At 64.9% G+C, this 22,104-nt stretch carries 18 protein-coding genes; 9 read left to right on the top strand and 9 right to left on the bottom strand.

What is annotated here, in order from left to right; translation table 11 throughout:
- Positions 1 to 180: 180 nt before the first annotated feature.
- Positions 181 to 1,053 (top strand): DMT family transporter, encoded by an 873-nt coding sequence (locus ACE103_RS24310; protein WP_375775178.1) that lies wholly within the window; start codon positions 181 to 183, stop codon positions 1,051 to 1,053.
- An 8-nt stretch (positions 1,054 to 1,061) separates the two neighbouring features.
- On the opposite strand, the gene ACE103_RS24305 is transcribed toward ACE103_RS24310, so the two are convergent.
- Positions 1,062 to 2,525, bottom strand: a complete 1,464-nt coding sequence (locus ACE103_RS24305; protein ID WP_375775177.1) for a cryptochrome/photolyase family protein — start codon at positions 2,523 to 2,525, stop codon at positions 1,062 to 1,064.
- Positions 2,526 to 2,546: 21 nt separating this feature from the next.
- Entirely contained in the window at positions 2,547 to 3,206 is a 660-nt protein-coding gene (locus ACE103_RS24300) for a peroxiredoxin (RefSeq protein ID WP_207830171.1), read from the bottom strand.
- A 389-nt stretch (positions 3,207 to 3,595) separates the two neighbouring features.
- Here ACE103_RS24300 and ACE103_RS24295 point away from each other — a divergent pair, with 389 nt between their 5' ends.
- The gene (locus ACE103_RS24295; protein ID WP_375775176.1) at positions 3,596 to 4,177 is read left to right on the top strand and encodes a hypothetical protein; all 582 of its coding nucleotides are present in this window, start codon (positions 3,596 to 3,598) and stop codon (positions 4,175 to 4,177) included.
- A 61-nt stretch (positions 4,178 to 4,238) separates the two neighbouring features.
- On the opposite strand, the gene ACE103_RS24290 is transcribed toward ACE103_RS24295, so the two are convergent.
- From ACE103_RS24290 to ACE103_RS24270, 5 genes are all read right to left on the bottom strand, one after another.
- Positions 4,239 to 6,080, bottom strand: a complete 1,842-nt coding sequence (locus tag ACE103_RS24290; protein WP_375775175.1) for an alkaline phosphatase family protein — start codon at positions 6,078 to 6,080, stop codon at positions 4,239 to 4,241.
- 139 nt (positions 6,081 to 6,219) lie between these two features.
- Entirely contained in the window at positions 6,220 to 9,444 is a 3,225-nt protein-coding gene (locus ACE103_RS24285) for an efflux RND transporter permease subunit (RefSeq protein ID WP_375775174.1), read from the bottom strand.
- On the bottom strand, positions 9,437 to 10,660 hold the full coding sequence (locus ACE103_RS24280; RefSeq protein ID WP_375775173.1) for an efflux RND transporter periplasmic adaptor subunit: 1,224 nt from the start codon (positions 10,658 to 10,660) through the stop codon (positions 9,437 to 9,439). The genes ACE103_RS24285 and ACE103_RS24280 overlap by 8 nt, the downstream gene beginning before the upstream one ends.
- Before the next feature lie 113 nt (positions 10,661 to 10,773).
- Positions 10,774 to 11,124 carry a hypothetical protein gene (locus ACE103_RS24275; protein WP_375775172.1) on the bottom strand — a complete coding sequence of 117 codons (351 nt, stop codon included), beginning with the start codon at positions 11,122 to 11,124 and terminating at the stop codon, positions 10,774 to 10,776.
- 92 nt (positions 11,125 to 11,216) lie between these two features.
- Complete coding sequence (locus ACE103_RS24270; RefSeq protein ID WP_375775171.1) at positions 11,217 to 11,444, bottom strand: hypothetical protein; 228 nt, start codon at positions 11,442 to 11,444, stop codon at positions 11,217 to 11,219.
- Between the two features lie 93 nt (positions 11,445 to 11,537).
- On the opposite strand from ACE103_RS24270, the gene ACE103_RS24265 reads away from it, so the two are divergent.
- The 4 genes from ACE103_RS24265 to ACE103_RS24250 all read left to right on the top strand — a co-directional run bounded on the left by ACE103_RS24265 (position 11,538) and on the right by ACE103_RS24250 (position 15,934).
- Complete coding sequence (locus ACE103_RS24265) at positions 11,538 to 12,032, top strand: ArsI/CadI family heavy metal resistance metalloenzyme (protein ID WP_375775170.1); 495 nt, start codon at positions 11,538 to 11,540, stop codon at positions 12,030 to 12,032.
- A gap of 148 nt (positions 12,033 to 12,180) precedes the next feature.
- Positions 12,181 to 12,687 carry a hypothetical protein gene (locus ACE103_RS24260; protein WP_375775169.1) on the top strand — a complete coding sequence of 169 codons (507 nt, stop codon included), beginning with the start codon at positions 12,181 to 12,183 and terminating at the stop codon, positions 12,685 to 12,687.
- A 131-nt stretch (positions 12,688 to 12,818) separates the two neighbouring features.
- Positions 12,819 to 15,530, top strand: coding sequence for an EAL domain-containing protein (locus ACE103_RS24255; protein WP_375775168.1), 2,712 nt, complete (start codon positions 12,819 to 12,821; stop codon positions 15,528 to 15,530).
- A gap of 107 nt (positions 15,531 to 15,637) precedes the next feature.
- On the top strand, positions 15,638 to 15,934 hold the full coding sequence (locus ACE103_RS24250; protein ID WP_223967436.1) for a septal ring lytic transglycosylase RlpA family protein: 297 nt from the start codon (positions 15,638 to 15,640) through the stop codon (positions 15,932 to 15,934).
- 19 nt (positions 15,935 to 15,953) lie between these two features.
- On the opposite strand, the gene ACE103_RS24245 is transcribed toward ACE103_RS24250, so the two are convergent.
- Positions 15,954 to 18,422 carry a PAS domain-containing protein gene (locus ACE103_RS24245; RefSeq protein ID WP_375775167.1) on the bottom strand — a complete coding sequence of 823 codons (2,469 nt, stop codon included), beginning with the start codon at positions 18,420 to 18,422 and terminating at the stop codon, positions 15,954 to 15,956.
- A 91-nt stretch (positions 18,423 to 18,513) separates the two neighbouring features.
- Positions 18,514 to 19,311 (bottom strand): thermonuclease family protein, encoded by a 798-nt coding sequence (locus tag ACE103_RS24240; RefSeq protein ID WP_375775166.1) that lies wholly within the window; start codon positions 19,309 to 19,311, stop codon positions 18,514 to 18,516.
- 159 nt (positions 19,312 to 19,470) lie between these two features.
- Between ACE103_RS24240 and ACE103_RS24235 the strand changes: the two genes are divergently transcribed.
- The 3 genes from ACE103_RS24235 (at position 19,471) to ACE103_RS24225 (ending at position 22,044) form a co-directional block, all read left to right on the top strand.
- Positions 19,471 to 19,602 (top strand): hypothetical protein, encoded by a 132-nt coding sequence (locus tag ACE103_RS24235; protein ID WP_263009971.1) that lies wholly within the window; start codon positions 19,471 to 19,473, stop codon positions 19,600 to 19,602.
- Between the two features lie 53 nt (positions 19,603 to 19,655).
- Entirely contained in the window at positions 19,656 to 19,862 is a 207-nt protein-coding gene (locus ACE103_RS24230; RefSeq protein WP_375775165.1) for a hypothetical protein, read from the top strand.
- A gap of 166 nt (positions 19,863 to 20,028) precedes the next feature.
- Positions 20,029 to 22,044 (top strand): acetyl-CoA carboxylase biotin carboxylase subunit, encoded by a 2,016-nt coding sequence (locus ACE103_RS24225; protein WP_375775164.1) that lies wholly within the window; start codon positions 20,029 to 20,031, stop codon positions 22,042 to 22,044.
- Positions 22,045 to 22,104 lie beyond the last annotated feature (60 nt).

Below are 22,104 nucleotides of genomic sequence, written 5' to 3'. Positions count from 1 at the left end.
GGCGGTGCCGAACAGCGTTGGATCGGGCACGACAACATCCGCCGCCGCGTATGGGTCCCTGCTTTCGCAGGGACGACACTGTGGCTGAGACACCACCTGCTTGCAGCGGTGGGCTCGCCCGCCACCCTCGCAAAATTCGCGATTGCCGGTTGCATCTTCTTCAGGCAATGACGGCCTGCAATGAACAAGAGCTTCGAGGAAACTGCCGCTCGTCTGGCGCCGGCGATGTTTGTCGTGCTGTGGAGCACGGGATTCATCGGCACCAAATACGTCATCAACAACGCGGAGCCGCTGACCTACCTGGCGATCCGAATGGCGTTCGTGGTGGTGGTGATGGCTGTGATCGCCGCGGTCGCACGGCCGAAATGGCCGGACCGGACAGGTGTTTTCCACAGTGCGGTAGCCGGCATCCTGGTGCATGGCTTCTATCTCGGCGGCACCGCGATTGCGATCGCGCATTCGATTCCCGCAGGGCTGTCGGCGTTGATCCCGGGCTTGCAACCGATCCTGACCTCGACCATCGCTAACCGCTGGCTCGGCGAGCGCGTCACGCCGCTGCAATGGGGCGGGCTCGTGCTCGGTCTCGCCGGGGTTGTGCTGATCCTGCACAACCGGCCGATGACGGGCGATGCGGGATGGGGCTGGCTTGCCTCCGGCGTCTCGCTGATCAGCATCACGCTTGGCACGCTGTACCAGCGCCGTTACTGCAACCAGATCGACTGGCGCGCCGGCAACCTCGTGCAATACGTCGCGGTGACGATCTTCTTCGGCATCGGTGCCTGGCTGTTCGAGACCAATGTCGTGCATTGGACCAGCGAGTTCGTGCTGGCCATTGCCTGGCTGGTGTTCGCGCTGTCGATCGGCTCGATTGGGCTATTGTACTGGCTGATCCGTCACCATGCCGCGACCTCGGTCGCGAGCCTGTTCTATCTGGTGCCGGCGGTGACCGCGCTGATGGCCTATGTGCTGTTCGGCGAGCGGCTGGACAACGTCGCGATGGCCGGCATGGCGGCCTGCGCGGCGGCGGTGCTGGTGGTCAACCGCCGCTCTTAATCCTTGCTCTATTCCTTGCCGCGGATTTTTGCATAGGCCGCGAGCGCGCGTTCACGGCCCTTCTTGTGATCGACAATCGGGGGCGGATAGGTCGTACCGAACTCGACGCCCGCGCTCGCCAGCTCGATCGGCGTCGCGGTCCAGGGCTGATGGATGATGTCGTTCGGTAAACGCGCCAGTTCCGGCACCCAGCGCCTGACATAGGCGCCGTCCGGATCGAACTTCTCGCCTTGCAGGATCGGATTGAAGACGCGGAAATAGGGCGCGGCGTCGGCGCCGGAGCCCGCGACCCATTGCCAGTTCGCCGGATTGGAGCCGGCATCGGCATCTACCAGCGTGTCCCAGAACCATTCTTCGCCGCTGCGCCAGTCGATCAGGAGGTGCTTCACCAGGAACGAGGCGACCACCATCCGCACCCGGTTGTGCATCACGCCGCTGTGCCAGAGCTCGCGCATCCCGGCGTCGACGATCGGATAGCCGGTCAAGCCGCGCTGCCAGGCCTTCAAGAAAAGCGCGTTGCGCTTCCACGGAAAGGCGTCGAACTGCTCCTGCAGATTCCGATCCGCCATATCAGGCACATCGAACAGCAGGTGACGGCAGAACTCGCGCCAGCCGAGTTCGCTGAGGAATTTGTCGATGTCGCCTGCGAGGTTTGGATGCTCGGCGGCGGCGAAGCGGGCGGCGTGCCAGATCTGGCGCGGGCTGATTTCGCCGAAGCGCAGATGCGGGGAGAGGCGCGACGTGCCGTCGCGGTCCGGCCGGTCGCGGTCGCCGGTGTAGCCGCTGACACTCTCGTCGAGGAACGTCTTCAGCCGGGCCTGCGCCGCGACTTCGCCGGGGGTCCAGCTTTCGCGCAGGCCGCCGGCCCAATCGGGCCGCGTCGGCTCGAGATCCCAGTCGTCGACGGCTTCGCTCGCGACGCTGCCGACGGATGTGAGCTTCCTGGGCGCCGGCAGCGGCTTTGGCGGATCACCGAGACCCTGTACGCGCCGCCAGAATGGCGTGAACACGCGCAGGCCGCGATTGTCCTTGTTGCGGATGACCTTGGGGTCGACGAGCAGGTCGCCGGCAAAAATTTGCGAGTCGATGCCGTCAGTTGCGAGCGCAGCTTCGACATCTCTGCCAACGGCTCGATGTGGCGCCTGCGCGATGTCGTTCCAGAACACGGCGCTCGCATTGATGTCGCGCGCAAGCGCGGCGATCACGGAGGCGGCGGGCCCGGTGCGCAGTACCAACGTTCCGCCGATCGCCTCACAGCTCTTGCGGAGCGCGCGCAGCGACTGCGCCAGCCACCATCGCGTCGCCCCGCCGAGGGGGCGCACCGCCGGCGGCATCAAAGCGCGACTTTCGTCGTCGCGGATATAGAGACCAACCACGGGCGCGCCGCGGCTGGCCGCTTCATGCAGGGCCGGGTGATCCGACAGCCGCAGATCGTCGCGGAACCAGACGATAACAGGCTGTGCGCGGGCCACCCGGACGCTGCGTACTAACAGTTACTTCGGCTGCGGCACGATGCGGATGTAGGGCTTCGGTTCTTTCCAGCCCTGCGGATAGATCGTCTTGGCCTCGTCGTTGCTGACCGAGCCCGCGATGATCACGTCCTCGCCCTGCTTCCAATCGGCAGGGGTGGCGACGCGGTGCGTGGCGGTGAGTTGCAGCGAGTCGATGACGCGCAGGATCTCCTGGAAGTTCCGGCCCGTGGTCATCGGGTAGACCAGCACCAGTTTGATCTTCTTGTCGGGGCCGATGATGAACACGTTGCGGACCGTCTGATTGTCAGCCGGCGTGCGGGTGAGGGGATCGCCCGAGGTCGAGGCCGGCAGCATGTCGTAGAGCTTCGACACGTTGAAATCGGTGTCGCCGATCATCGGGTAGTTCGGCGCGGCACCCTGGGTTTCCTTGATGTCCTCGGACCATTTGGCGTGACGGTCGACCGGATCGACCGATAGGCCCATCAGCTTGACGCCGCGCTTGTCGAATTCGGGCTTCAGGCGGGCGAGCGTGCCAAGCTCGGTCGTGCAGACCGGGGTGAAGTCCTTGGGATGAGAGAACAAAAGCACCCAGCTATTGCCGATCCAGTCGTGGAACTTGATCTTTCCTTCGGTGGTCTCAGCTTCGAAGTCGGGGGCGACGGCGCCAATCTGAAGTGCCATGATTTTACCTCATCTCTTTGATGTTGCTGCTGAAATTGTATTTGAGGTCGTCGGTTCCCAGTATAGGACGCAACAAGGCTTAAGTGAACGGCTTCTGAAAAAAGGTGAGACATTTCTCCTTGAGGGCGGAATTCCAAGCAACTTGTTTTGATCAGTAGTCCTGCGACGAAATATCAGCTGCGGCACAAAAGCTTGGAAATGCCCAGATAAAGCCGCTTATCGCCGTCATCACGCCGGCCCCGGCTGCTATAGGACTGAACCGTGACAGCGTTTAAATCGACCAAATAGCAACCATCTAAAAATCTCGGAACCCAAGTTCCGAATCATTAACCACTCGTTTACGCCCGCATGGAAAAGCTGGCCTCAGATAGGAATTGAAAGCTCCCACAATGTCTACCCCAAGTACCAAGACCGCTGAGGCTCTCAGCGGTGCGTTGCATCCATCCTGCCGCAAGACCGCCGCCCATGCGCTGACCATCGTGCGCGACGGCGTGATCACCGGCGAAGGCCCGACCACCAAGGGCCGTATCCATTTCTCCCGGTCACTCGATGCCGATGACGCTGCCTGGTGCGCGCGCATCCTGACGGCGGCCGCGGTCGAGCATCAGCCGGTCAGCCGGGCGGAGATCGAGGCGCTGTTCGCGATCAACGAGGCGGCTGCCGAGCGCAGCGATGCCGGCCGGTTCGACGACCTGCTCGCCAAGGCGATCGCCCATCATGCCGCGTCCGAGTCCGGTCTGCCGGTGCCGCCGCGCACGGTGGCGCTGTCGCCGGATACGAGCATCGATCGCTGGGCGCCGACGCAGGGCACCAAGATGGACACCAAGGTCCTGGAATGGATCGCGGGCCGGATGCGCGGTCAGCGCCGCACCGGCCGCGCGCTCGCGGCGATGGTGGCGACGCTGGTCGGCGCGACTGCGCTGCCGCTCGCGGCGCAGCTGCCCAACGTGTTCGACATCGGGATGATGTGATCATCCGGGATGATGCCTGTGCATCATCCCGAACCACGACTTCAAGCGAGAGCGGCGGGGATCACTTCCCCGCCGTTTTCTGTTTGCCGCTTGTCTCCTCGAGCCCGAGCGTCCGCCCCGGGAACCCGGCGACGTCGAAATAGCGGGTCGAGAGCACGCGCTGGAATTTCAGCACGGTGCGCAGGCCATTGGCCGACGGCTTCTTCGAGATGAGGGTGCCCTCGGCCATCTTCGGCACGATGCCGTTCGGCAGTGCTTCCGACATCACCCGGCCGATCAGCCCGCCATTGTTCGGCGCGCGCAGGCCGAGCAATTGCGCCGCGGTCATGCCGACATCGGCGTTGCTGACCGGCAGCGGATCGACATAGCCCGCCTTGAAGTCGGGGCCGATCGCCGCGGTGAAGTTGTAGGTGTCGCCGCGGCTGAAGCTGCCATGCATGCCCTGGCCCTGGCGCAGCACGGTGTCGGCGATCTGCACCGAGCAGTTGGTCGGGATCTCGCAGCCGCTCGACCAGGAGCGGAAGTTGACCACGATCGACGGGTTCGGCGTCACGGCCTTGCCCTTCAAATTGAGGTTGGACATCGGCAGCGTGCCGGGGAAGGTGCCGAGCTTGTCGTCGACGAACAGGCCGCTGACATAGTCCTGCTCGAGCAGCGCCTTGATGACGCGGTCGGCGAGCTTCTTGTCGCGGTTCGGCAGATAGATCAGGTCCGAGCCGCCATTGGTCGCGATCACGACGTCAGGCTTTGCCGGGTCCTGGCCGAGCACGCCGTTGCCGGCCTTCGGATGGGCGTTATCGGCGACCTTGGCGTTCTTGTCGTTGGGGTCGAACAGCGGCAGGTTCAGCGCCTTGGCGAGATCGATCGCCAGAAAGCCCATCGGCAGGAAATCCTTCGGCGTGTCGCCATAGGCGACCTTGACCGAGGGGCTGGTCTTGCTTTCCTTTGAGATCGTCGAGAAGCCGTGGTCGGAGGAGACCATGATGTTGGTGTTGGCGGAAAGTCCGAGTTCGTCGAGCGCCTTGCGGAGCTGGGCGAGGTTGTTGTCGGCATTCTTGATGCCGGCCATCGAGGTCGGGCCGTTGATGCCGGGCGTGATGGTGTTGAGGCTGTCGCCGGTGTTGTGCTGGCTGCCATCCGGATCGCGCGACCAGAACACCAGCACGAACGGCTTGTTGCGCGCCTTGAACATCGGCAGCACGACCTTGGTCGCGACATCGGCCATGTAGGCCTGCTGGGCGACGTTGGCGACCGTCGTGCCTGGCGTCTTGGCGTCGCCGGCCTTGGCATTGTCGCCGCGGCTCGGGGTGGCGAGCGGCAGGCCGGCCTTGGTCAGCGCGTCCTTCATCTCGTCGGAGAGCGGCACGCCGGCCTTGCCGCCGGTGGAATCGTCGACCACGATCGTGTTCTTGCCGCGGTCGGTGTGGTCGAACAGCAGGGTCGGACCGAGCTTGCCGATGGCGGCGGTGCTGAAGCCCTGGCCGCGGGCCATCTTCAACAGGGTCTCCTCGTTGAGGTAGTCGCCATTGAAGTGATCGTCGATATCGGCGAGCACGGCGTCGTTCTCGATGAAGGGGACCACGGTGTCGCCGGCGGGCACCGAGGTGTAGCCGGTAAAGATCGTGTTGGAGAAGGTGCCGGTGTCGCCGAGATAGTGGCCGGTCGAGAGCGCCGAGCTGTTCGCCATCGTGAAAGTCGGGAACAGCGAATGCGAGTTCTTGAAATGGACGCCCTTGTCGCGGATCTCGGCCATCGCAGGCGCCGTCTGCGGCGTCACGATGCCGCCGCGCAGGCCGTCGGGGACGAACAGGATCAGGTTGCGGGGTTTTGCATTTTGCGCGGAAGCGGCGCCGGCCGAGAGCGCGATCATGCTCGCGGACAGTAATGTAATGGCATGGCGCATTTTGTTATTCCCCCTGATGAAGCCCCGCGGCAGCCCGCCGCAGCTTTCGTTTAGTTTTGCCACATGACAGAAATGTTACAGCGCCCGCCGGGCGCTGTAACTGCCGGATTTTTCTTGGCGACGGCCGGTCAGCCAGCCGTCATTCCGCGGGCTGAACCGCGGTTCTCTCATGGCGCGCAGCGCTGCCGGCATGCCCGTACCGTGCATAGAGCGCGGGCAGGACGGCGAGCGTGAGCAGGGTCGCGCTGATCAGGCCGCCGATCACGACGGTAGCGAGCGGCTTCTGCACCTCGGCGCCGGTGCCGGTGGCGAACGCCATCGGCACGAAACCGAGCGAGGCCACCAGCGCGGTCATCACCACCGGCCGGAAGCGGGTGAGGGCGCCTTGCTCGATGGCCTCCCGGATCGGCACGCCGCGCTCGCGCAATTGCCGGACGAAGCTCAGCATCACGAGCCCGTTCAGCACTGCAACGCCGGATAACGCGATGAAGCCGACCGCCGCTGAAATCGAGAACGGCATGCCGCGCAGCCACAGCGCCGCGATGCCGCCGGTGAGCGCCAGCGGCACCGCGCTGAACACCAGCAGCGCATCGCGCGCGGAGCCCATCGCCGCCAGCAGCAGCAGGAAGATCATCGCAAAGCAGGCCGGCACCACGACGGCAAGGCGCTGGCGCGCCGCGGCGAGATTCTCCGACTGGCCACCCCAGGTCATCCAGTAGCCGGGCGGCAGCTGCACCGATTGCGCGACCTTTGCCTGGGCTTCCTCGACCACCGAGCCGAGATCGCGGCCGCGGACGTTTGCCGTCACCACGATGCGGCGCTTGCCGTTCTCGCGGCTGATCTGGTTCGGTCCCTCGGTGAAGGAGAACTGCGCGACGCGGTTGAGCGGCAGGCTCTGCACTGGTGAACTCGGCGTTGCCTTCGGCAACGCGACCGGCAGGTTGCTCAGCGCCTCGAGATCGGAGCGCACGCTCTCCGGCAATCGCACCACGATGTCGAAGCTGCGATCACCCTCGTAGACCACGCCGGCATCCTGGCCGCCGACCGCGGCACCGATCACGTCCTGGACCTCGGAGACGCTGAGGCCCCACCGCGCGATCGCCGCCTTGTCGACCTTGATCTCCAGCACGGGCAGGCCGCCGGCCTGCTCGACCTTGACGTCGGTCGCACCGCGCACGCCGCGCAGCGCAGTGGCGATCTGGTTGGCGGCCTTCTGCATCGGCTCGAACTCGTCGCCGAACACCTTGACCGCGATGTCGCCGCGAACGCCGGCGAGCAGTTCGTTGAAGCGCATCTGGATCGGCTGGGTGAATTCATAGACGTTGCCGGGCAGCCGGCCGACCGCCTTCGAGATCTCCTCGATCAGCTGCTCCTTGGTCAACGACGGATCCGGCCACTCTGCGCGCGGCTTCAGGATGATGAAGGTGTCGGACGCGTTCGGCGGCATCGGATCGCTCGCCACCTCCGCGGTGCCGGTCTTGGAGAAGACGAACGACACCTGCGGGAAGCGGCTGACCGCCTTCTCGACCGAGAGCTGCATCGCCTGCGACTGCGACAGCGCCGTGCTCGGAATCCTGAGCGCGTGCATGGCGATGTTTTTCTCGTCGAGCGAGGGGATGAACTCCTGGCCGAGCCGGAAGAACCCGAACAGGGCGGTCGCGAACAGCACGACCGCCACGGCGATGACGGGCAGGGGCGTTGCAACCGCGCGCCGCAGCAGCGGGCTGTACCAGCGCTTTAACGTGGCAACGAGCCAGTTCTCCTTCTCCTGGACGCGGCCGGTGATGCCGATCGCGATCAGCGCCGGAACCAGCGTCAACGACAGCACGAAGGCGGCGGCAAGCGCGAGGATCACGGTCAGTGCCATCGGCTCGAACATCTTGCCTTCGACGCCGGTGAAGGTGAGGAGCGGCACATAGACCAGCAGGATGATGGCCTGGCCGTAGAGGCTCGGCTGCACCATCTCCACGGCGGACGCCCGCACCGTCGCCAGCCGTTCGTCGCGCGTCAGCACGCGGCCGAGCGCGTGCTGCTTCTCGGCAAGATGACGCAGGCTGTTCTCGGTGATGATGACGGCGCCGTCGACGATCAGGCCGAAATCCAGCGCACCAAGGCTCATCAGATTGGCGCTGATGCGGCCCTGAAACATGCCGATCGCCGTCATCAGCATGGCGATCGGGATCACCAGTGCCGTGATCAATGCCGCGCGGAAATTGCCGAGCAGCACGAACAGCACCGCGACCACCAGCAGCGCGCCTTCGCTGAGATTGCGCGCCACCGTACCGATGGTCGCATCGACCAGCTGGGTGCGATCGAGCACCGTCTCGACTGCGACGCCTGCCGGCAAGGATGGCGTGATCGCGCGCAGCTTGGCGTCGACCGCGGCCGATACCGTGCGGCTGTTGGCGCCGATCAGCATCAGTGCGGTGCCGACCACGACCTCGCGGCCGTTCTCGCTGGCGCTGCCGGTGCGCGTCTCGCCGCCGATCGAGAGCGAGGCGAGGTCGCGGATCCGGACTGGGACGCCGCCGCGGGTGGTGACGACGACGGCGCCGAGCTCCTCGATGTTCTCGAGGCGGCCGCCGGATCGGACCACGAATCCTTCGCCGTTGCGCTCGATATAGCGCGCGCCGCGGCTGACATTGTTGCTCTCGATCGCCTTGGCGACGTCGGCGAAGGTGAGGCCGAGCGCGATCAGCTTCGCCGCATCGGGCTGGACCTGGTACTGCTTGAGATAGCCGCCGATCGAATCGACGCCGGCGACACCCGGCACCATCTTGATCTGCGGCTTGATGATCCAGTCCTGCACCGTGCGCAGATAGGCGTCTTTCTCGACCTCGCTTTGCAGCAGCTGGCCGTCCGCCGTCAGGAAGCGGCCGTCGCTCTGCAGACCCGGCGCGCCGTCGGTCTGCACCTTCTGGCCGGAGTAGTGGACGGTCCACATGTAGATTTCGCCAAGGCCCGTCGTGGTCGGCCCGATTCGCGGCTCGATGCCCTGCGGCAGGCGCGCGCGGACTTCGGTCAAGCGCTCGCCGACCTGCTGGCGGGCGAAATAGATGTCGGTGGCTTCGCTGAACACCGCCGTGATCTGCGAGAAGCCGTTACGCGAGAGCGACCGCGTGCTCTCCAGCCCCGGCGCACCCGCCAGCGCCGTCTCGATCGGGAAGGTGATCTGCTTCTCGATTTCCGCCGGCGACAGCGCCGGGGCGACGGTGTTGATCTGGACCTGCTTGTTGGTGATGTCGGGCACTGCGTCGATCGGCAGCCTGGTCAACGCGAGGCCGCCGAGGAACATCAGGACCGCCGCCAGTGTGACGACGACCAAGCGCCGCTGGATCGCCAGACCGATGATGCGCTCAATCATGGCCGTGCTCCGCTTCGTCCTTCTCGACCTCGGCCTTCAACGTGAAGGTGTTCCGCACCGCGATGGTCTCGCCGGCGGCAAGACCCGCGACGATTTCGATGTCGTCGTCGTCCTCGCGACCGGTCCGCACCGATCTCGCCTCGAAGCCGTCGGCATCACGCACGAATACGGTCGGTGTCCCCTTGATGGTTTGAATGGCCTTCTTCGAGACCATCACAGTGGACGGCGCGCCTGACAGCGGGACCTCCGCGGTGACGAAGGTGCCCGGCTTCCAGCGGTGCTCCTTGTTGGGCATGGTCGCGATCACGCGGGCATTGCGGGTCTCGCGGTCGAGCAGGGGGCTGACGAAGATCACGCCGGCATTGGCTTCATCCTCGGTGCCGATGGCGTGGATCTTGACCGAAACGCCTTCGCGGACCGCGCCGATGTCTTCAGGCGACACCGCCAGATCGACCCAGATGTCATCGAGATTGACGATGACGTAGAGCTCGCTCTCCTGGCCTTCGCGCCCGATCAGTCCGCCGAGATCGACCCGCCGTTCGGACACCCGGCCGCTGATCGGTGCGCGCAGGAACTGCGTCCGCAGGCTTTCCGGCGGCTGGTTGGGCAGATCTGCGATCTCGCTTTCCGACAGGCCGAGCGCAAACAGCTTCTGCCGCGCGCCGTCGAGCTTGATTTGGGCGTCGTTCGCGGTCAGCCGCGTGCGCAGGAACTCGTTTTCCGAGACGATGCGGGTCTCGACCAGCGTCTTCTGCCTGGCATAGAGAGTTTGCTGCAGATCGTTGGTGAGCCGCGCGGCGAGGTATTCGCTCTTGGCATCGGCCACCTCACGGCTTTCGATCGCCGCGACGATCTCGCCTTTCTCGACCACGTCGCCGAGACGCTTGCGCAGTTCCGTAACAGTCCCGAGCACGCGCACGGAGACGCGGCCAATGTGGTCGGCGTCGGGGATCAGCGATCCGGGCGCGAGGAAATGCCGCTTCAGCGTGCCGCCGCTGGCCGGTGCGAGCGTGATGCCGGATTCACGAATCTGGTCTTCGCTCAGCTCGATATGTCCGGGAGCCTCATGCGTGGCCTCAACCTTCGGTACGCCGGTGACCGCAGACTCCTGCGTCGTGGCCGGGAACTTGACCGGCCAGCCGATCCATCCGGCCGCTAGCATGATCAGTGCAATGCCGGCAGCCACGCCGGCGAAAAATAGAACAACCCGTTTCATATGCGCCTCTCCGCAGCGCATGCCGATGGCCCTGCGCTGTCGCGACATCGATCTGTGCGGAAGCGTGCGCGCTACCGGATGGCAGCGGCGCACGGCCGGTCATGCCGACCGGATCAGGCGCGGGGTGGTTTGAATGGGGAGAGGCGATCGGCCGACGCCGGCAGCCCGATGCTGCTGGCGCCATAGCTATGCGACGCATAAGCGATCGGGAATGCCGTCTCCTGCGGCGCCACGGAGGCGACGTGCGTCAGACAGTGATCGCCGTGCAGTGAGGCCGGATGCGCGGGAGCCTTGCCGCCGGTGTCGTTGATCGACTGTGCGATCGAGAAGCCGGGAGCCGCATCGTCGTCGCCGTCGAAGGCCCAGCCGTGGAAGAACGATAGCACCAGCGCAAGCGAGATCAGCCCCGCAAGCAGGCTGCGCCAGCGGCGCGATCCTGTTGCATGAGTGGAAGGCTGAATCATGGTGCGCGAAGCGTCCATGGGCTCTAATTAGCGCCGCGACCGCGCGCATTCAAGTTCAAGTCCGCGACAGATTAGCCGTGGATACTATAACGTTACACGCTTTCAGCGGTTCGGCGCATCAGCCAGCGGCGCGCGGCGACGACGGCCCAGATCGCTTCGACCAGGCCGAACGGCCAGGCGCCCTGCAGGAAACCGTAGGCCGAGCCGAGCGCGCAGGAGGCCGCGAAGGCCAGGATGAACCACGGGCTGCGATCCTCTGCTGCGTAGCAGACGAGCATCATCGTCACGGCGAACAAACCGAACAGCGTGAGCGCATCCATTCCGCAGCAGAACTCCTGTTGTAACGCCGTTGATATCTGAGCATGCTTGGGTTGGAATATCCATCCAGCGTCGCCGCCCGAAGGGATTGCCCCATGAAGCGCATGCATGTTCACGTCGCCGTCAAGGACATCCAACAATCGGTCGGCTTCTACTCGGCGTTGTTCGGCGCCGAACCGACGGTCGTGAAATCCGATTATGCCAAATGGATGCTCGACGATCCCCGCGTCAACTTTGCGATCTCGACCCGCGGCCGCGAGCCGGGGCTCGATCATCTCGGTATTCAGGTGGAGAGCGCCGAGGAGCTCGGCGAGGTCTATGGCCGGCTGCGCAAGGCGGGCGGCGAGGTGATCGAGCAGGGCCAGACCGTGTGCTGCTATGCCAGGTCCGAGAAGTCGTGGATAGATGATCCCGCGGGGATTGCATGGGAGACCTTCCATACGACGGGTGAGAGCATCGTCTATGGCGACGGCAGCGGCGAGCGGACCGCGCGCGTCGCGCACGAGAAGCAGGAAACCAACCAGAGCGCCTGTTGTACGCCGCAGCCCGAGGCCACGCCGCCCGAGGCTTCGGCCTGCTGTCGATCCTAAGCTCGAGGCGATCGCACAGGCTTGCGCCGAGACACGGCCAAGGCAGCCGTCGCGTCGGCGCAGCCGGCTACCGCTGTAAGCAAATGCTTAATGCCTGCGACATATTATCTCAGCGACGACTCCCCTCCGTGCTAACAGCCCCCTAACCATGCGGCTTTTGCCAATCAAGGATCCTGAGCGGTCCTGGCGTCTCATCAAGGCACAATGGAAGAAGGACGCTGAAGGCGTCGGAGAGGATTTTGCCACCTTTGGCGGCATCGGAGCCTTCGAAGCGCTGACCGCCAGGGAAGGTGACAGTCAGGGGCTGTACCACCTGACCGACGGCGAACGGGTCCACGCAGTCTGCCAGGTCAGGCGTCTCCTGATGAGCCGATACACGTCGCCGGCGCTGAGCGCGCGTTTCGTCAATGTGTCTCCGATCTACGATCTCGGCCTCGCCGATATCGGCGATTACGCGCAGATGCTCGTGGCGCTGTTCTCCGGCGTCGTCTGGCTGTCGCGTGATGCGCTGGCGGCCAGCCACATCCGGTTTCTCCTCAAGAGTCCGGGCGACTCGCAATTCTTCGCCGCGCTCAAGGCCGCGGCGCCCTTCTCGCCATTCTCGAAGTTCAGCATCGAGGGCGCGTTGATCGAGTGCAGCCTGAAGGAGGCCTGAGCGGTCGCGTCCTGAGGATGCCCGTGCCGATCTCGCTCAGCTACTCATCCACCTTAACAGTCCGATAACTGACTTTCCTAACGAGCCCTTGGGTTGTGTTCCCTTAGAAGGGCACCCGCAGGGGCAGGAAAATGTCGGTTGTGTCAACGAACAGCGTGAAGCCGGAGCACCGGCGGCTGTCGATCAAGGGTGTGTTGCGCGCCACCAGGATGGGCGCCATTCAGTGGCTCGTCCTGAGCGCCGCGCTGCTGGTGCTCGCCATCACGCTCGGCACCGGCTATCTCGCGCTGCAGTTTCGCGAGCGCGCGCTGGAGATGTCCGAACGTGAGCTGAACAACACCGCGCTGCTGCTGTCGCGACATTTCGACCAGCAGCTCAGCGACCTCCAGCATGTCCACGACGACATCGTGAACTATCTGCGGTCGGAGCAGGTCGAGACTGCCGATCAGTTCGAAAAAAACATGTCGCTGCTGAGCGCACACGAGATGCTGCGCACGCGGCTGGCCGCGCTGCCGCATGTCGGCGGGCTCAATCTGTTCAATGCCAAGGGATGGCTGATCAACTCGTCCGAGATGTGGCCGGTGCCCGACATCAGCATTGCGGAACGTCGCTATTTCCAGGAGTTCACCTCGGGACGGCCGACGTCGCCGGTGATCGTCGAGCCCGCGATGAGCAAGGTGACCGGCAACTGGACCACGATCTTTGCGCGCAAGATCACCGGCCGCAACGGCGAGATCATCGGCTTTGCAAGCCGCGGCGTCGAGCCTAGCCATTTCGAGGATTTCCTCGCTTCGCTGGCGCTGAGCGGCGACACCGTGATTTCGATGATTCACCGCGACGGCACCATCATCGCGCGCTATCCGCAGGATGCCGAAGTGATCGGCCGCAACATCATCAACCTGCCGGTATTCCAAAAGGTCATCAGCTTTGGCGGCAACACGTCGGGACGGTTCGTTGGCGCTTCTGGTGAGGAGAACGTCGGTGCGGTCAGATCGTTGTCGCATTTTCCGATCCTGATCCTCGCCACCACGAAGACATCGAGCGCGCTCGAGGACTGGCGCGCGCAGACTAAGCTGCAATTCTGCGCGGCTGTGTTGGCGGTATCGGTCATCAGCTTCGCGGTCTTCCTGATCGTCCGCCAGCTGCAGCGGCAGCACGACGCGGCAAACCGCCGGCTGTCCGAAAAAAGTCAGCATCTCGACACCGCGATCAACACCATGACCCAGGGGCTTCTGCTGTTCGATGCCTCGGCGCGGCTTGTGATCTGCAACCAACGATACCTCGACATGTTCGGCCTGTCGCCCGACGTCGCCAAGCCCGGCTGCGATCTGCGCGACCTGATCCTGCATCGACAGGCGCTCGGTTCATTCGTCGGCGATGTCGATGAATACTGTGCGCGGTTCACCAATCCCAGGGGTGACGAAATCCGCGACTCGGTGATCATGACGCCCGACGGCCGCAGCATCCGCCTGATCTACAAGCGCGCACCTGACGGCGGCTGGGCCACCACGCTCGAGGACGTCACCGACGGGCGGCGTGCGCAGGCGCAGATCGAGTATCTCGCGCATTACGATGCCTTGACCAATCTGCCGAACCGGACGCTGTTCCAGCGTCACGCGGAAGAATTGTTGCGCGAGGCTATCGTCCGCGAGTTCGCGATCCATTACATCGATATCGATGAGTTCAAGCGGATCAACGACACGCTGGGTCATCCGATCGGCGATGAATTCCTGCGGCGCGTCGCCGAGAAGCTGCGCCAGTCGGTCGGATCGAACGACTTCATCGCGCGCCTCGGTGGCGACGAGTTCGCGATCGTCCAGCATGACATCACCTCGGACGACGACGTCAGCGATCTGGTCGCGCGTGTCTATCAGTCGCTGCGCACGCCGTTCGACTGCCACGGTCATTGGCTGTCGAGCGACGCCAGCATCGGCATTGCGATCGCCCCGCGCCACGGCTCCGACCTGTTCGGCCTGCTCAAATGCGCCGACCTCGCCATGTACGCGGCCAAGGCCGCCGGGCGCAGGACCTACCGCTTCTTCGATCCGGCGATGGAGAAGCAGGCCAATCTGCGCCGCGCGCTGGAGGCCGATCTGCGAACTGCGTTGGCGGAGGATCGCTTCGAACTGCACTATCAGCCGCTGGTCGACCTGCGCAGCGACGAGGTGACCGGCTGCGAGGCGTTGCTGCGCTGGCGCCATCCGGTGCGCGGCATGATCTCGCCTGCGGAGTTCATCCCGGTCGCCGAGGAGACCGGGCTGATCGAGGAGATCGGCCAGTGGGTGTTGCGCACCGCCTGCATCGAGGCGGCGGCCTGGCCGGCGCATGTGCGCCTGGCGGTCAATGTGTCGCCGATCCAGTTCAAGTCGGAGACGCTGGCGCTGAAGGTTGCAAGCGCGCTTGCCGAGAGCGGGCTCGACCCGCGCAGGCTCGAGCTCGAGATCACCGAGGCGGTGCTGATCGCCGACGACGATGCGGCGCTGGTCACGCTCGGCCAGCTCCGCGCGCTCGGCGTCCACATCGCGCTCGACGATTTCGGCACCGGCTACTCGTCGCTGCAATATCTGCAGCGCTTCCCGTTCGACAAGATCAAGATCGACCGCAGCTTCGTCAAGGAAGTGACCCGCAACAGCGGCTCGGCCTCGATCATCCGCGCGGTGGTCTCGATCGCCGCCGACCGCAACATGATCACGACAGCCGAAGGCGTCGAGACCGATCAGCAGCGCGATACCGTGCAGATGCTCGGCTGCACGCAGATGCAGGGCTATCTGTTCAGCAAGCCGGTTCCGGCGCAGGACCTCCGGATGCTGCTCGCGGCCGACAGCGTCGAGGACGCCGCCTGAGCGGCTCTCGCTGAAAAGCTCCAAAAAATCGACCTGCCGACCTGTCGGGCGCGGAACCGAAACCGTGGAACCGCGTTCCATTGCGGGGCTCGACCGGCAGGCAATCAATGAAGACCGCAATAACGTCCGCGGCCATGCTGTTGTTTACCTCGTGCATGGCGAACGCAGAGAGTGGCCTTGCGTCCTATTATCATGGCATCGGCAGGAGTGGCGAGATGACCTGCGCGCATCGCAAGCGGCCGTTCGGCAGCATGGTCACGGTGTCCTACCGCGGGAAATCGATCCGGTGCCGGGTCAACGACCGTGGGCCGTTCATTCGCGGGCGGATCATCGATGTCTCGACCACGGCGGCCCGCGCGCTCGGCATCCTTCAGCTCGGCGTCGCGCATGTGGAGATCGAGTAGCGAACGGCGGGCAGCGGGATCAGGGTTTTGAGGCGGTCGCCCGCTGCTCGGCGATCGCCTTGCGGAGCGTGCGCGACAGCGCCTCGACCGAATAGGGTTTCTGGATCAGCTCGAAGCCGCTATGCGCGTTCTCGGCGAGCACGTTGCTGTAGCCGCTGGTCAGCACCACCGGCAGGCCGGGAAAGCGATCGCGGATCACGCCGGCGAGCTCGACGCCATTCATGCCGGGCATGATCACGTCGGAGAACACGAGGTCGGCGGCGAACTCGTTCTCGGAGAGGATCGACAGCGCCGCGTTGGCATTCGCCGCGCGCTTGACCGAATAGCCGAGATCCTCGAGCAGCTCCGTGGAGAACTGGCCGACATCGTCGTTGTCCTCGACCACGAGGACGCGATAACCGCGGCCGATCGATGCCTGCTCGATGCCGGCACTGGCCGCGACCTTGGCGTCCGCCGGGCGCATCGCCTGCGGCAGATAGATGGTGAAGGTCGCGCCGTGCCCCGGCGTAGAGGTGACCTCGATATCGCCGTCGGATTGCTTGACGAAGCCGAAGGCCTGGCTCAGTCCGAGGCCGGTTCCTTTGCCGACCTCCTTGGTGGTGAAGAACGGTTCGAAGATCGCGTCGAGATTTTCCGGCGAGATGCCGGTGCCGGTATCCTGGATCGAGACCGTCACGAAATCGCCGCTGCGCGAGGCCTGGGCGCGCAGGGCAGGGATGTGCTTGACCTTCCTGACGCCGATCGTCAGCTGGCCTTCGCCGTTCATGGCATCGCGGCCGTTGACCGCAAGGTTGATCATCGCGGTCTCGAACTGGCCGATATCGGCGATCGCAAAGCAGTCGGGATCCTCGATCCTGACCTCGATGTGAATCCGCGCGCCGGCCAGCGGGCGGATCAGCTGCACCACGCTATCGACCTGCGTTCCGACATTGAACACTTCCGGATTGAGCGGTTGCCGGCGGGCGAACGCCAGGAGCTGCGCGGTGAGCTTGGAGGCCCGCTCGACGGTCTCGGAGATCGCGTCGATATAGCGGCGTCGCCGCTCGTCCGGCAGCTCGCGGCGGCGCAGGAAGTCGGTCGCCGAGCGGATGATGGTGAGCAGATTGTTGAAGTCGTGCGCGACGCCGCCGGTGAGCTGGCCGACCGCTTCCATCTTCTGCGACTGCCGCAGCGCTTCCTCGCCGAGGCGCCGTTCGGTGATATCGACGGCCTCCGGCACCGCGCCGACGATGGTGCCGTGCTGGTCCTGCAGCGGGCGCATCGCGAAATCGAAATACCGCTCGCCGATCGGGAGCTGCAATTGCAGCTCGATCTTGACGTCCTCGCCGCGCATCGCGGTTGCAAAGGCATTCTGGATCACGCGCGGCATGCCGTCGGTCGCAGTGAACCAGGGCGTATCCCAGAACGGCTTGCCGACGACATCCGCCGCCTCGGCGCGGATGCCGGCCAGCGCGGTCTGGTTGCTGTAGAGCAGGCCGCCATCGCGGTTGAGCAGCATCTGGTATTGATGGCTGGTTTCCAGAATCGCGCGGGTCTGTGCTTCGCGGGATTCGAGCTGGGCGGTGCGCTCCAGGATGCGCCGCTCCAGCGACTCGTTGAGCTTGCGCAGCTCGATCTCGGCTTCCTTAGCCGCCGTGATGTCGTGGGCGACGCCGATGAAGCCGATATGCTTGCCGTTCGGGTCCCAGCGCGGTTGCGATTCCGAGCGCAGCCAGCGCCAATCGCCCGCGGCGTTGCGATAGCGAGCCTCGAGCACGAACGGCTTGAGCGACAATTCGCCGGTGATCTGCTCCTGCAGGATGTTCGGCAGATCGTCCGGATGCAGCGCCTTGCGCCAGTCGAACACGACCGCTTCCTCGAACGGCAGGCCCAGGAAATCGAGATACGCCTGGTTGGCGAAAGAGCGGGTGCGGTCGAGCTTGGTCACCCAGATCGGCACCGGCGCGCTGTCGGCGATCAGGCGGAAGCGTTCCTCGCTCTCGCGCAGGGTTTCCTGCGCCAGCATCTGATCGGTGACGTCGAGATCGGCACCGACCAGCCGCAGCGCACGGCCGTTGCGATCGCGGTCGATCTTGGCGACGACCCGGATCCAGCGGCTCTCGCCGTCGTTCGGGCGGATGATGCGGTACTCGGCGGTGTAATCCTCGCCGCCGGCCTTGAGCACGCCGAGCAGGTGGCTGATGGTTCGTTCGCGATCGTCGGGGTGGATGCGCGCGACCCAGTTCTCATAGGTCTCGTTGACCTCCTCGGGAGGCAGGCCATGCACCAGCAGATATTCGGGGGAGCGGCGGTTGCGCACGCCGTCGCGGAAATCGATCTCGAGCCCGCCGACCCGCGCGATGCGCTGGATCCGTGCCAGCTCGGCCTCGCGCTCCTGAAGCTCGCGATGGGCGCGGTCGCGTTCGCGCGCGATCTCCTCAAGGTGCTGCCGCAGCCGTTCGGCTGCCGCAGCTTCGGGAAGCACATCAGCGGGATCGGGTGGGGTCATACGCGCCGGCAACCTCTCGGCGCAGTTTCACACAGGAAGCGGCGGTTTTTCCAGCGCGATTTGCGGCGATCACTCGCCCGTCACTTGCCCCTCATTTGCCTTTGGGCGGACGGCAATTATAGGCCCTGCGGAACCCGGCGGCCTGCGCGTCCTCCTCGGAGCAGAACCAGCGATCCGGATTGCCGAGGCCCGGGTAACTGCGGCACGCCTGCAAATGATAGATGCCGACATTGCCGGTGACGCGGGCGCGGACGGCATACTTGCCCTTGATATTGCAGCTTGCCGGCATCGGCAGGTCGTCCGGGAAGAGCGCATTGCGGATCTGCGTGTCACGGTCGGCCGGGCAGGCGTTGCCAAGCAGGGCGCCGTCCTTCTTGCCGAGACGAAAATCGCGCGGCGCCACGAAGCAGCCCTTCCACAGTCCCGCACGACCGTCCTTGGCGGTGGCTTGATCCGGCTTGAATCGGCCAGTGGCCGATGTCTCGACGTTGAGGGCGTAGCCCTTCTGCACCATCACCTGGCTGAGGCTGGTCGGGTCACCCTCGAGCTTGCAGACGCCGAGGCGGCGCTTCTTGAAGGTCGGATCGACGCCGATGTCGTCGCAATGAATCGGTTTGCCGCCGATCAGCTTTGTTAGCTGGTCGCGGGCCTCAATCCCGCAGGTCCAGACGTCGGCGTGCTCGTCGATGCAGAGCTGGTCGGCCGCCGGCGCGTCGATGCCGTCGAGCCGATAGACCGTGTTGCCGAGCTGAACGGTGCCGGCGTCCTTGACGATCGCCGTGGCCGAGGGGCCAGCGGTCGCAGACAGGGCAGCCGTTGCAGACAGGACAGCGCTCGCGGACAGGCATGTCAGGAGAAGTGTCGTGATGACCGGATTGCGAAACCGCATTTTCTCACTTCAGATTTTTGGCGGGCAGCCGAACTTCTAGCACAGGCAGGTACGATCCAACCAAGGCCTGTTCGTACGAGATGCGTGCGCGCCGTCACATCCCGATCGGCATTCCGCGACGTAGAACGGCCGGACACTGCCATCGATAGGGATGCTGATATGGCCGAGTTCATCATCAACCTCATTGCCGATGTCATCACCGACATCTGGACCCTGCAATGCCTCGCGCGCTGGCGGCGGAAGAGACCAACGGCACCTCAGGAAACAGCTTCCGAGCAAAGATCCGATTGACTTCATGAGAACAAAATAGGAACATGATGTGCCACCTGAATCCCGGATGCCCCATGATGTCTGCACGGCCCGAATCTGATGACGATGACGGGCTGGAAGCGGCTGTCGATCAGGCGATTTCCGCCTGCGGCGGCAATTTGCGTGCGACCGTCCGGGCGCTGATCGTGGCCAATGAATTCCTGGAGAATGAGGTCAGCGAGCTGATGAAGGCCGTCGCGAAGGCGCATTCGCGCGGCCGCTTCAAGACCTATTCGGGCTGAAACACCCCTCAGGCTACCGCCAGGGACTGGGCAAGGATTGGCCACGCCGGGGCCGGGTCTGCATTTGCCTCCGGGGCATTTTGCTGTACCACGGAGCGGTTACGCCCAATCGCCCGTGCCGGATTGCGCGGGGAGGAATCCTGCCCAAAGCCCAAGCAAGAAGAGCATGTTCAAACGAATCCTGATCGCCAACCGCGGCGAGATCGCCTGCCGGGTCATCAAGACTGCGCGCCGTATGGGGATTGAGACGGTTGCCGTCTACTCCGAGGCCGACCGCGACGCGCTGCATGTCGAGATGGCCGACGACGCCGTGTTGATCGGCCCGCCGGCCGCGGCCGAGAGCTATCTTCTGATCGACAAAATCGTCGACGCCTGCCGCAAGACCGGCGCGCAGGCGGTGCATCCCGGCTACGGCTTCCTGTCTGAGCGCGAGGCGTTTCCGCGCGCGTTGGAAACCGCCGGCATCGTCTTCATCGGCCCGAACCCCGGCGCCATCGCCGCGATGGGCGACAAGATCGAATCCAAGAAGGCCGCGGCCAAGGCCAAGGTCTCAACCGTGCCCGGCCATCTCGGTGTCATCGAGGACGACAAGCACGCCGTCCAGATCGCCGACGAAATCGGCTACCCCGTGATGATCAAGGCCTCCGCCGGCGGCGGCGGCAAGGGCATGCGCATCGCGCACTCGAAGGGCGAAGTCGCCGAAGGCTTCAACCTCGCCAAGGCGGAAGCAAAATCGTCGTTCGGCGACGACCGCGTCTTCGTTGAGAAATTTATCGTCGATCCCAGGCACATCGAGATTCAGATCCTTGGCGACAAGCATGGCAACGTGATCTATCTCGGCGAGCGCGAGTGCTCGATCCAGCGCCGCAACCAGAAGGTCATCGAGGAAGCGCCGTCGCCGCTGCTCGACGAGCAGACCCGCCGCAAGATGGGCGAGCAGGCGGTCGCGCTCGCCAAGGCCGTGAACTACGATTCGGCCGGCACGGTGGAATTCGTCGCCGGCCAGGACAAGAGCTTCTACTTCCTGGAGATGAACACCCGCCTGCAGGTGGAGCATCCCGTCACCGAGCTGATCACCGGCATCGACCTTGTCGAGCAGATGATCCGCGTCGCGGCCGGCGAGAAGCTTGCGCTCGCGCAGAAGGACGTCGCGCTGACCGGCTGGGCGGTCGAGTCCCGCGTCTATGCCGAGGATCCGTTCCGCAACTTCCTGCCGTCGATCGGCCGCCTGGTGAAATACCGTCCGCCGGCCGAGGCCAGCCATGACGGCATCACGATCCGCAACGACACCGGCGTGCAGGAGGGCGGCGAAATCTCGATCCATTACGATCCGATGATCGCCAAGCTCGTCACCCATGCCCCGTCGCGCGCCGCCGCGATCGAGGCGCAGGCGACTGCGCTCGACGCCTTCTATGTCGACGGCATCAGGCACAACATTCCGTTCCTGTCGGCATTGATGAACCATCCGCGCTGGCGTGAGGGCCGGCTCTCGACCGGCTTCATCGCGGAGGAATTCCCGAAGGGATTTTCCGCGCGTGCGCCCGAAGGCGAGATCGCGCGGCGGCTCGCGGCGGTCGGCGCCGCGATCGATCACGTGCTTGGCGAACGCAAGCGGCAGATCTCCGGCCAGATGGGCGGGCGCGTGGTGCTGCGCGAGCGCCGCCGCGCGGTGTGGCTCGATCGCGCCGAGATCGCGCTCGACGTCGCGCGCGAGGATGACGCCATCGCGGTGCGCTTCATTGGCACCGACGGGCTGCCCGGCAATCCGCACAATCTGGTGTCGAGTTGGGTGCCGGGCGAGCCGGTCTGGCAGGGCACCATCGACGGCAATTTTGTCGCCGTGCAGGTGCGCGCCATCAACAACGGCTTCCGCCTCGCGCATCAGGGTTTTGAGGTGCCGGTTTATGTCTTCACCGAGACCGAGGCGACCTCGGCGCAGCTGATGCCTGTGGTTTCGGCCGCCGACACCGGCAAGAAGTTGCTGTGCCCGATGCCCGGGCTCGTGGTGTCGATCGCGGTGACCGAGGGCCAGGAGGTCAAGGCCGGAGAGACGCTCGCGGTGGTGGAAGCCATGAAGATGCAGAACGTGCTGCGCGCCGAGCGCGACGGCACGGTCAAGAAGATCCACGCCGCCGCCGGCGCCACGCTCGCGGTCGACGCGCTGATCCTGGAGTTCGCATAAAAGAGCTCCGCCTTCGCGAAGGCTCCGGCGGACCAGTCGTCGCCGGCGCTCTCGCAAGGA

It is taken from the genome of Bradyrhizobium sp. ma5 (assembly GCF_042258955.1).
Taxonomy (GTDB): Bacteria; Pseudomonadota; Alphaproteobacteria; order Rhizobiales; family Xanthobacteraceae; genus Bradyrhizobium.
Note: the sequence above shows the minus strand (reverse complement) of the source record. Positions and strands in the feature narration are given on the sequence as shown.

Bases quoted from the DNA above. Each gene is read 5' to 3' on its own strand.
- ACE103_RS24290 (WP_375775175.1), bottom strand. From the start codon at position 6,080: ATGCGCCATGCCATTACATTACTGTCCGCGAGCATGATCGCGCTCTCG.
- ACE103_RS24300 (WP_207830171.1), bottom strand. From the start codon at position 3,206: ATGGCACTTCAGATTGGCGCCGTCGCCCCCGACTTCGAAGCTGAGACC.
- ACE103_RS24265 (WP_375775170.1), top strand. From the start codon at position 11,538: ATGAAGCGCATGCATGTTCACGTCGCCGTCAAGGACATCCAACAATCG.
- ACE103_RS24240 (WP_375775166.1), bottom strand. From the start codon at position 19,311: ATGCGGTTTCGCAATCCGGTCATCACGACACTTCTCCTGACATGCCTG.
- ACE103_RS24250 (WP_223967436.1), top strand. From the start codon at position 15,638: ATGAAGACCGCAATAACGTCCGCGGCCATGCTGTTGTTTACCTCGTGC.
- ACE103_RS24280 (WP_375775173.1), bottom strand. From the start codon at position 10,660: ATGAAACGGGTTGTTCTATTTTTCGCCGGCGTGGCTGCCGGCATTGCA.
- ACE103_RS24230 (WP_375775165.1), top strand. From the start codon at position 19,656: ATGATGTCTGCACGGCCCGAATCTGATGACGATGACGGGCTGGAAGCG.
- ACE103_RS24285 (WP_375775174.1), bottom strand. From the start codon at position 9,444: ATGATTGAGCGCATCATCGGTCTGGCGATCCAGCGGCGCTTGGTCGTC.
- ACE103_RS24255 (WP_375775168.1), top strand. From the start codon at position 12,819: ATGTCGGTTGTGTCAACGAACAGCGTGAAGCCGGAGCACCGGCGGCTG.
- ACE103_RS24275 (WP_375775172.1), bottom strand. From the start codon at position 11,124: ATGATTCAGCCTTCCACTCATGCAACAGGATCGCGCCGCTGGCGCAGC.
- ACE103_RS24295 (WP_375775176.1), top strand. From the start codon at position 3,596: ATGTCTACCCCAAGTACCAAGACCGCTGAGGCTCTCAGCGGTGCGTTG.
- ACE103_RS24310 (WP_375775178.1), top strand. From the start codon at position 181: ATGAACAAGAGCTTCGAGGAAACTGCCGCTCGTCTGGCGCCGGCGATG.
- ACE103_RS24235 (WP_263009971.1), top strand. From the start codon at position 19,471: ATGGCCGAGTTCATCATCAACCTCATTGCCGATGTCATCACCGACATC.
- ACE103_RS24270 (WP_375775171.1), bottom strand. From the start codon at position 11,444: ATGGATGCGCTCACGCTGTTCGGTTTGTTCGCCGTGACGATGATGCTC.
- ACE103_RS24245 (WP_375775167.1), bottom strand. From the start codon at position 18,422: ATGACCCCACCCGATCCCGCTGATGTGCTTCCCGAAGCTGCGGCAGCC.
- ACE103_RS24260 (WP_375775169.1), top strand. From the start codon at position 12,181: ATGCGGCTTTTGCCAATCAAGGATCCTGAGCGGTCCTGGCGTCTCATC.
- ACE103_RS24225 (WP_375775164.1), top strand. From the start codon at position 20,029: ATGTTCAAACGAATCCTGATCGCCAACCGCGGCGAGATCGCCTGCCGG.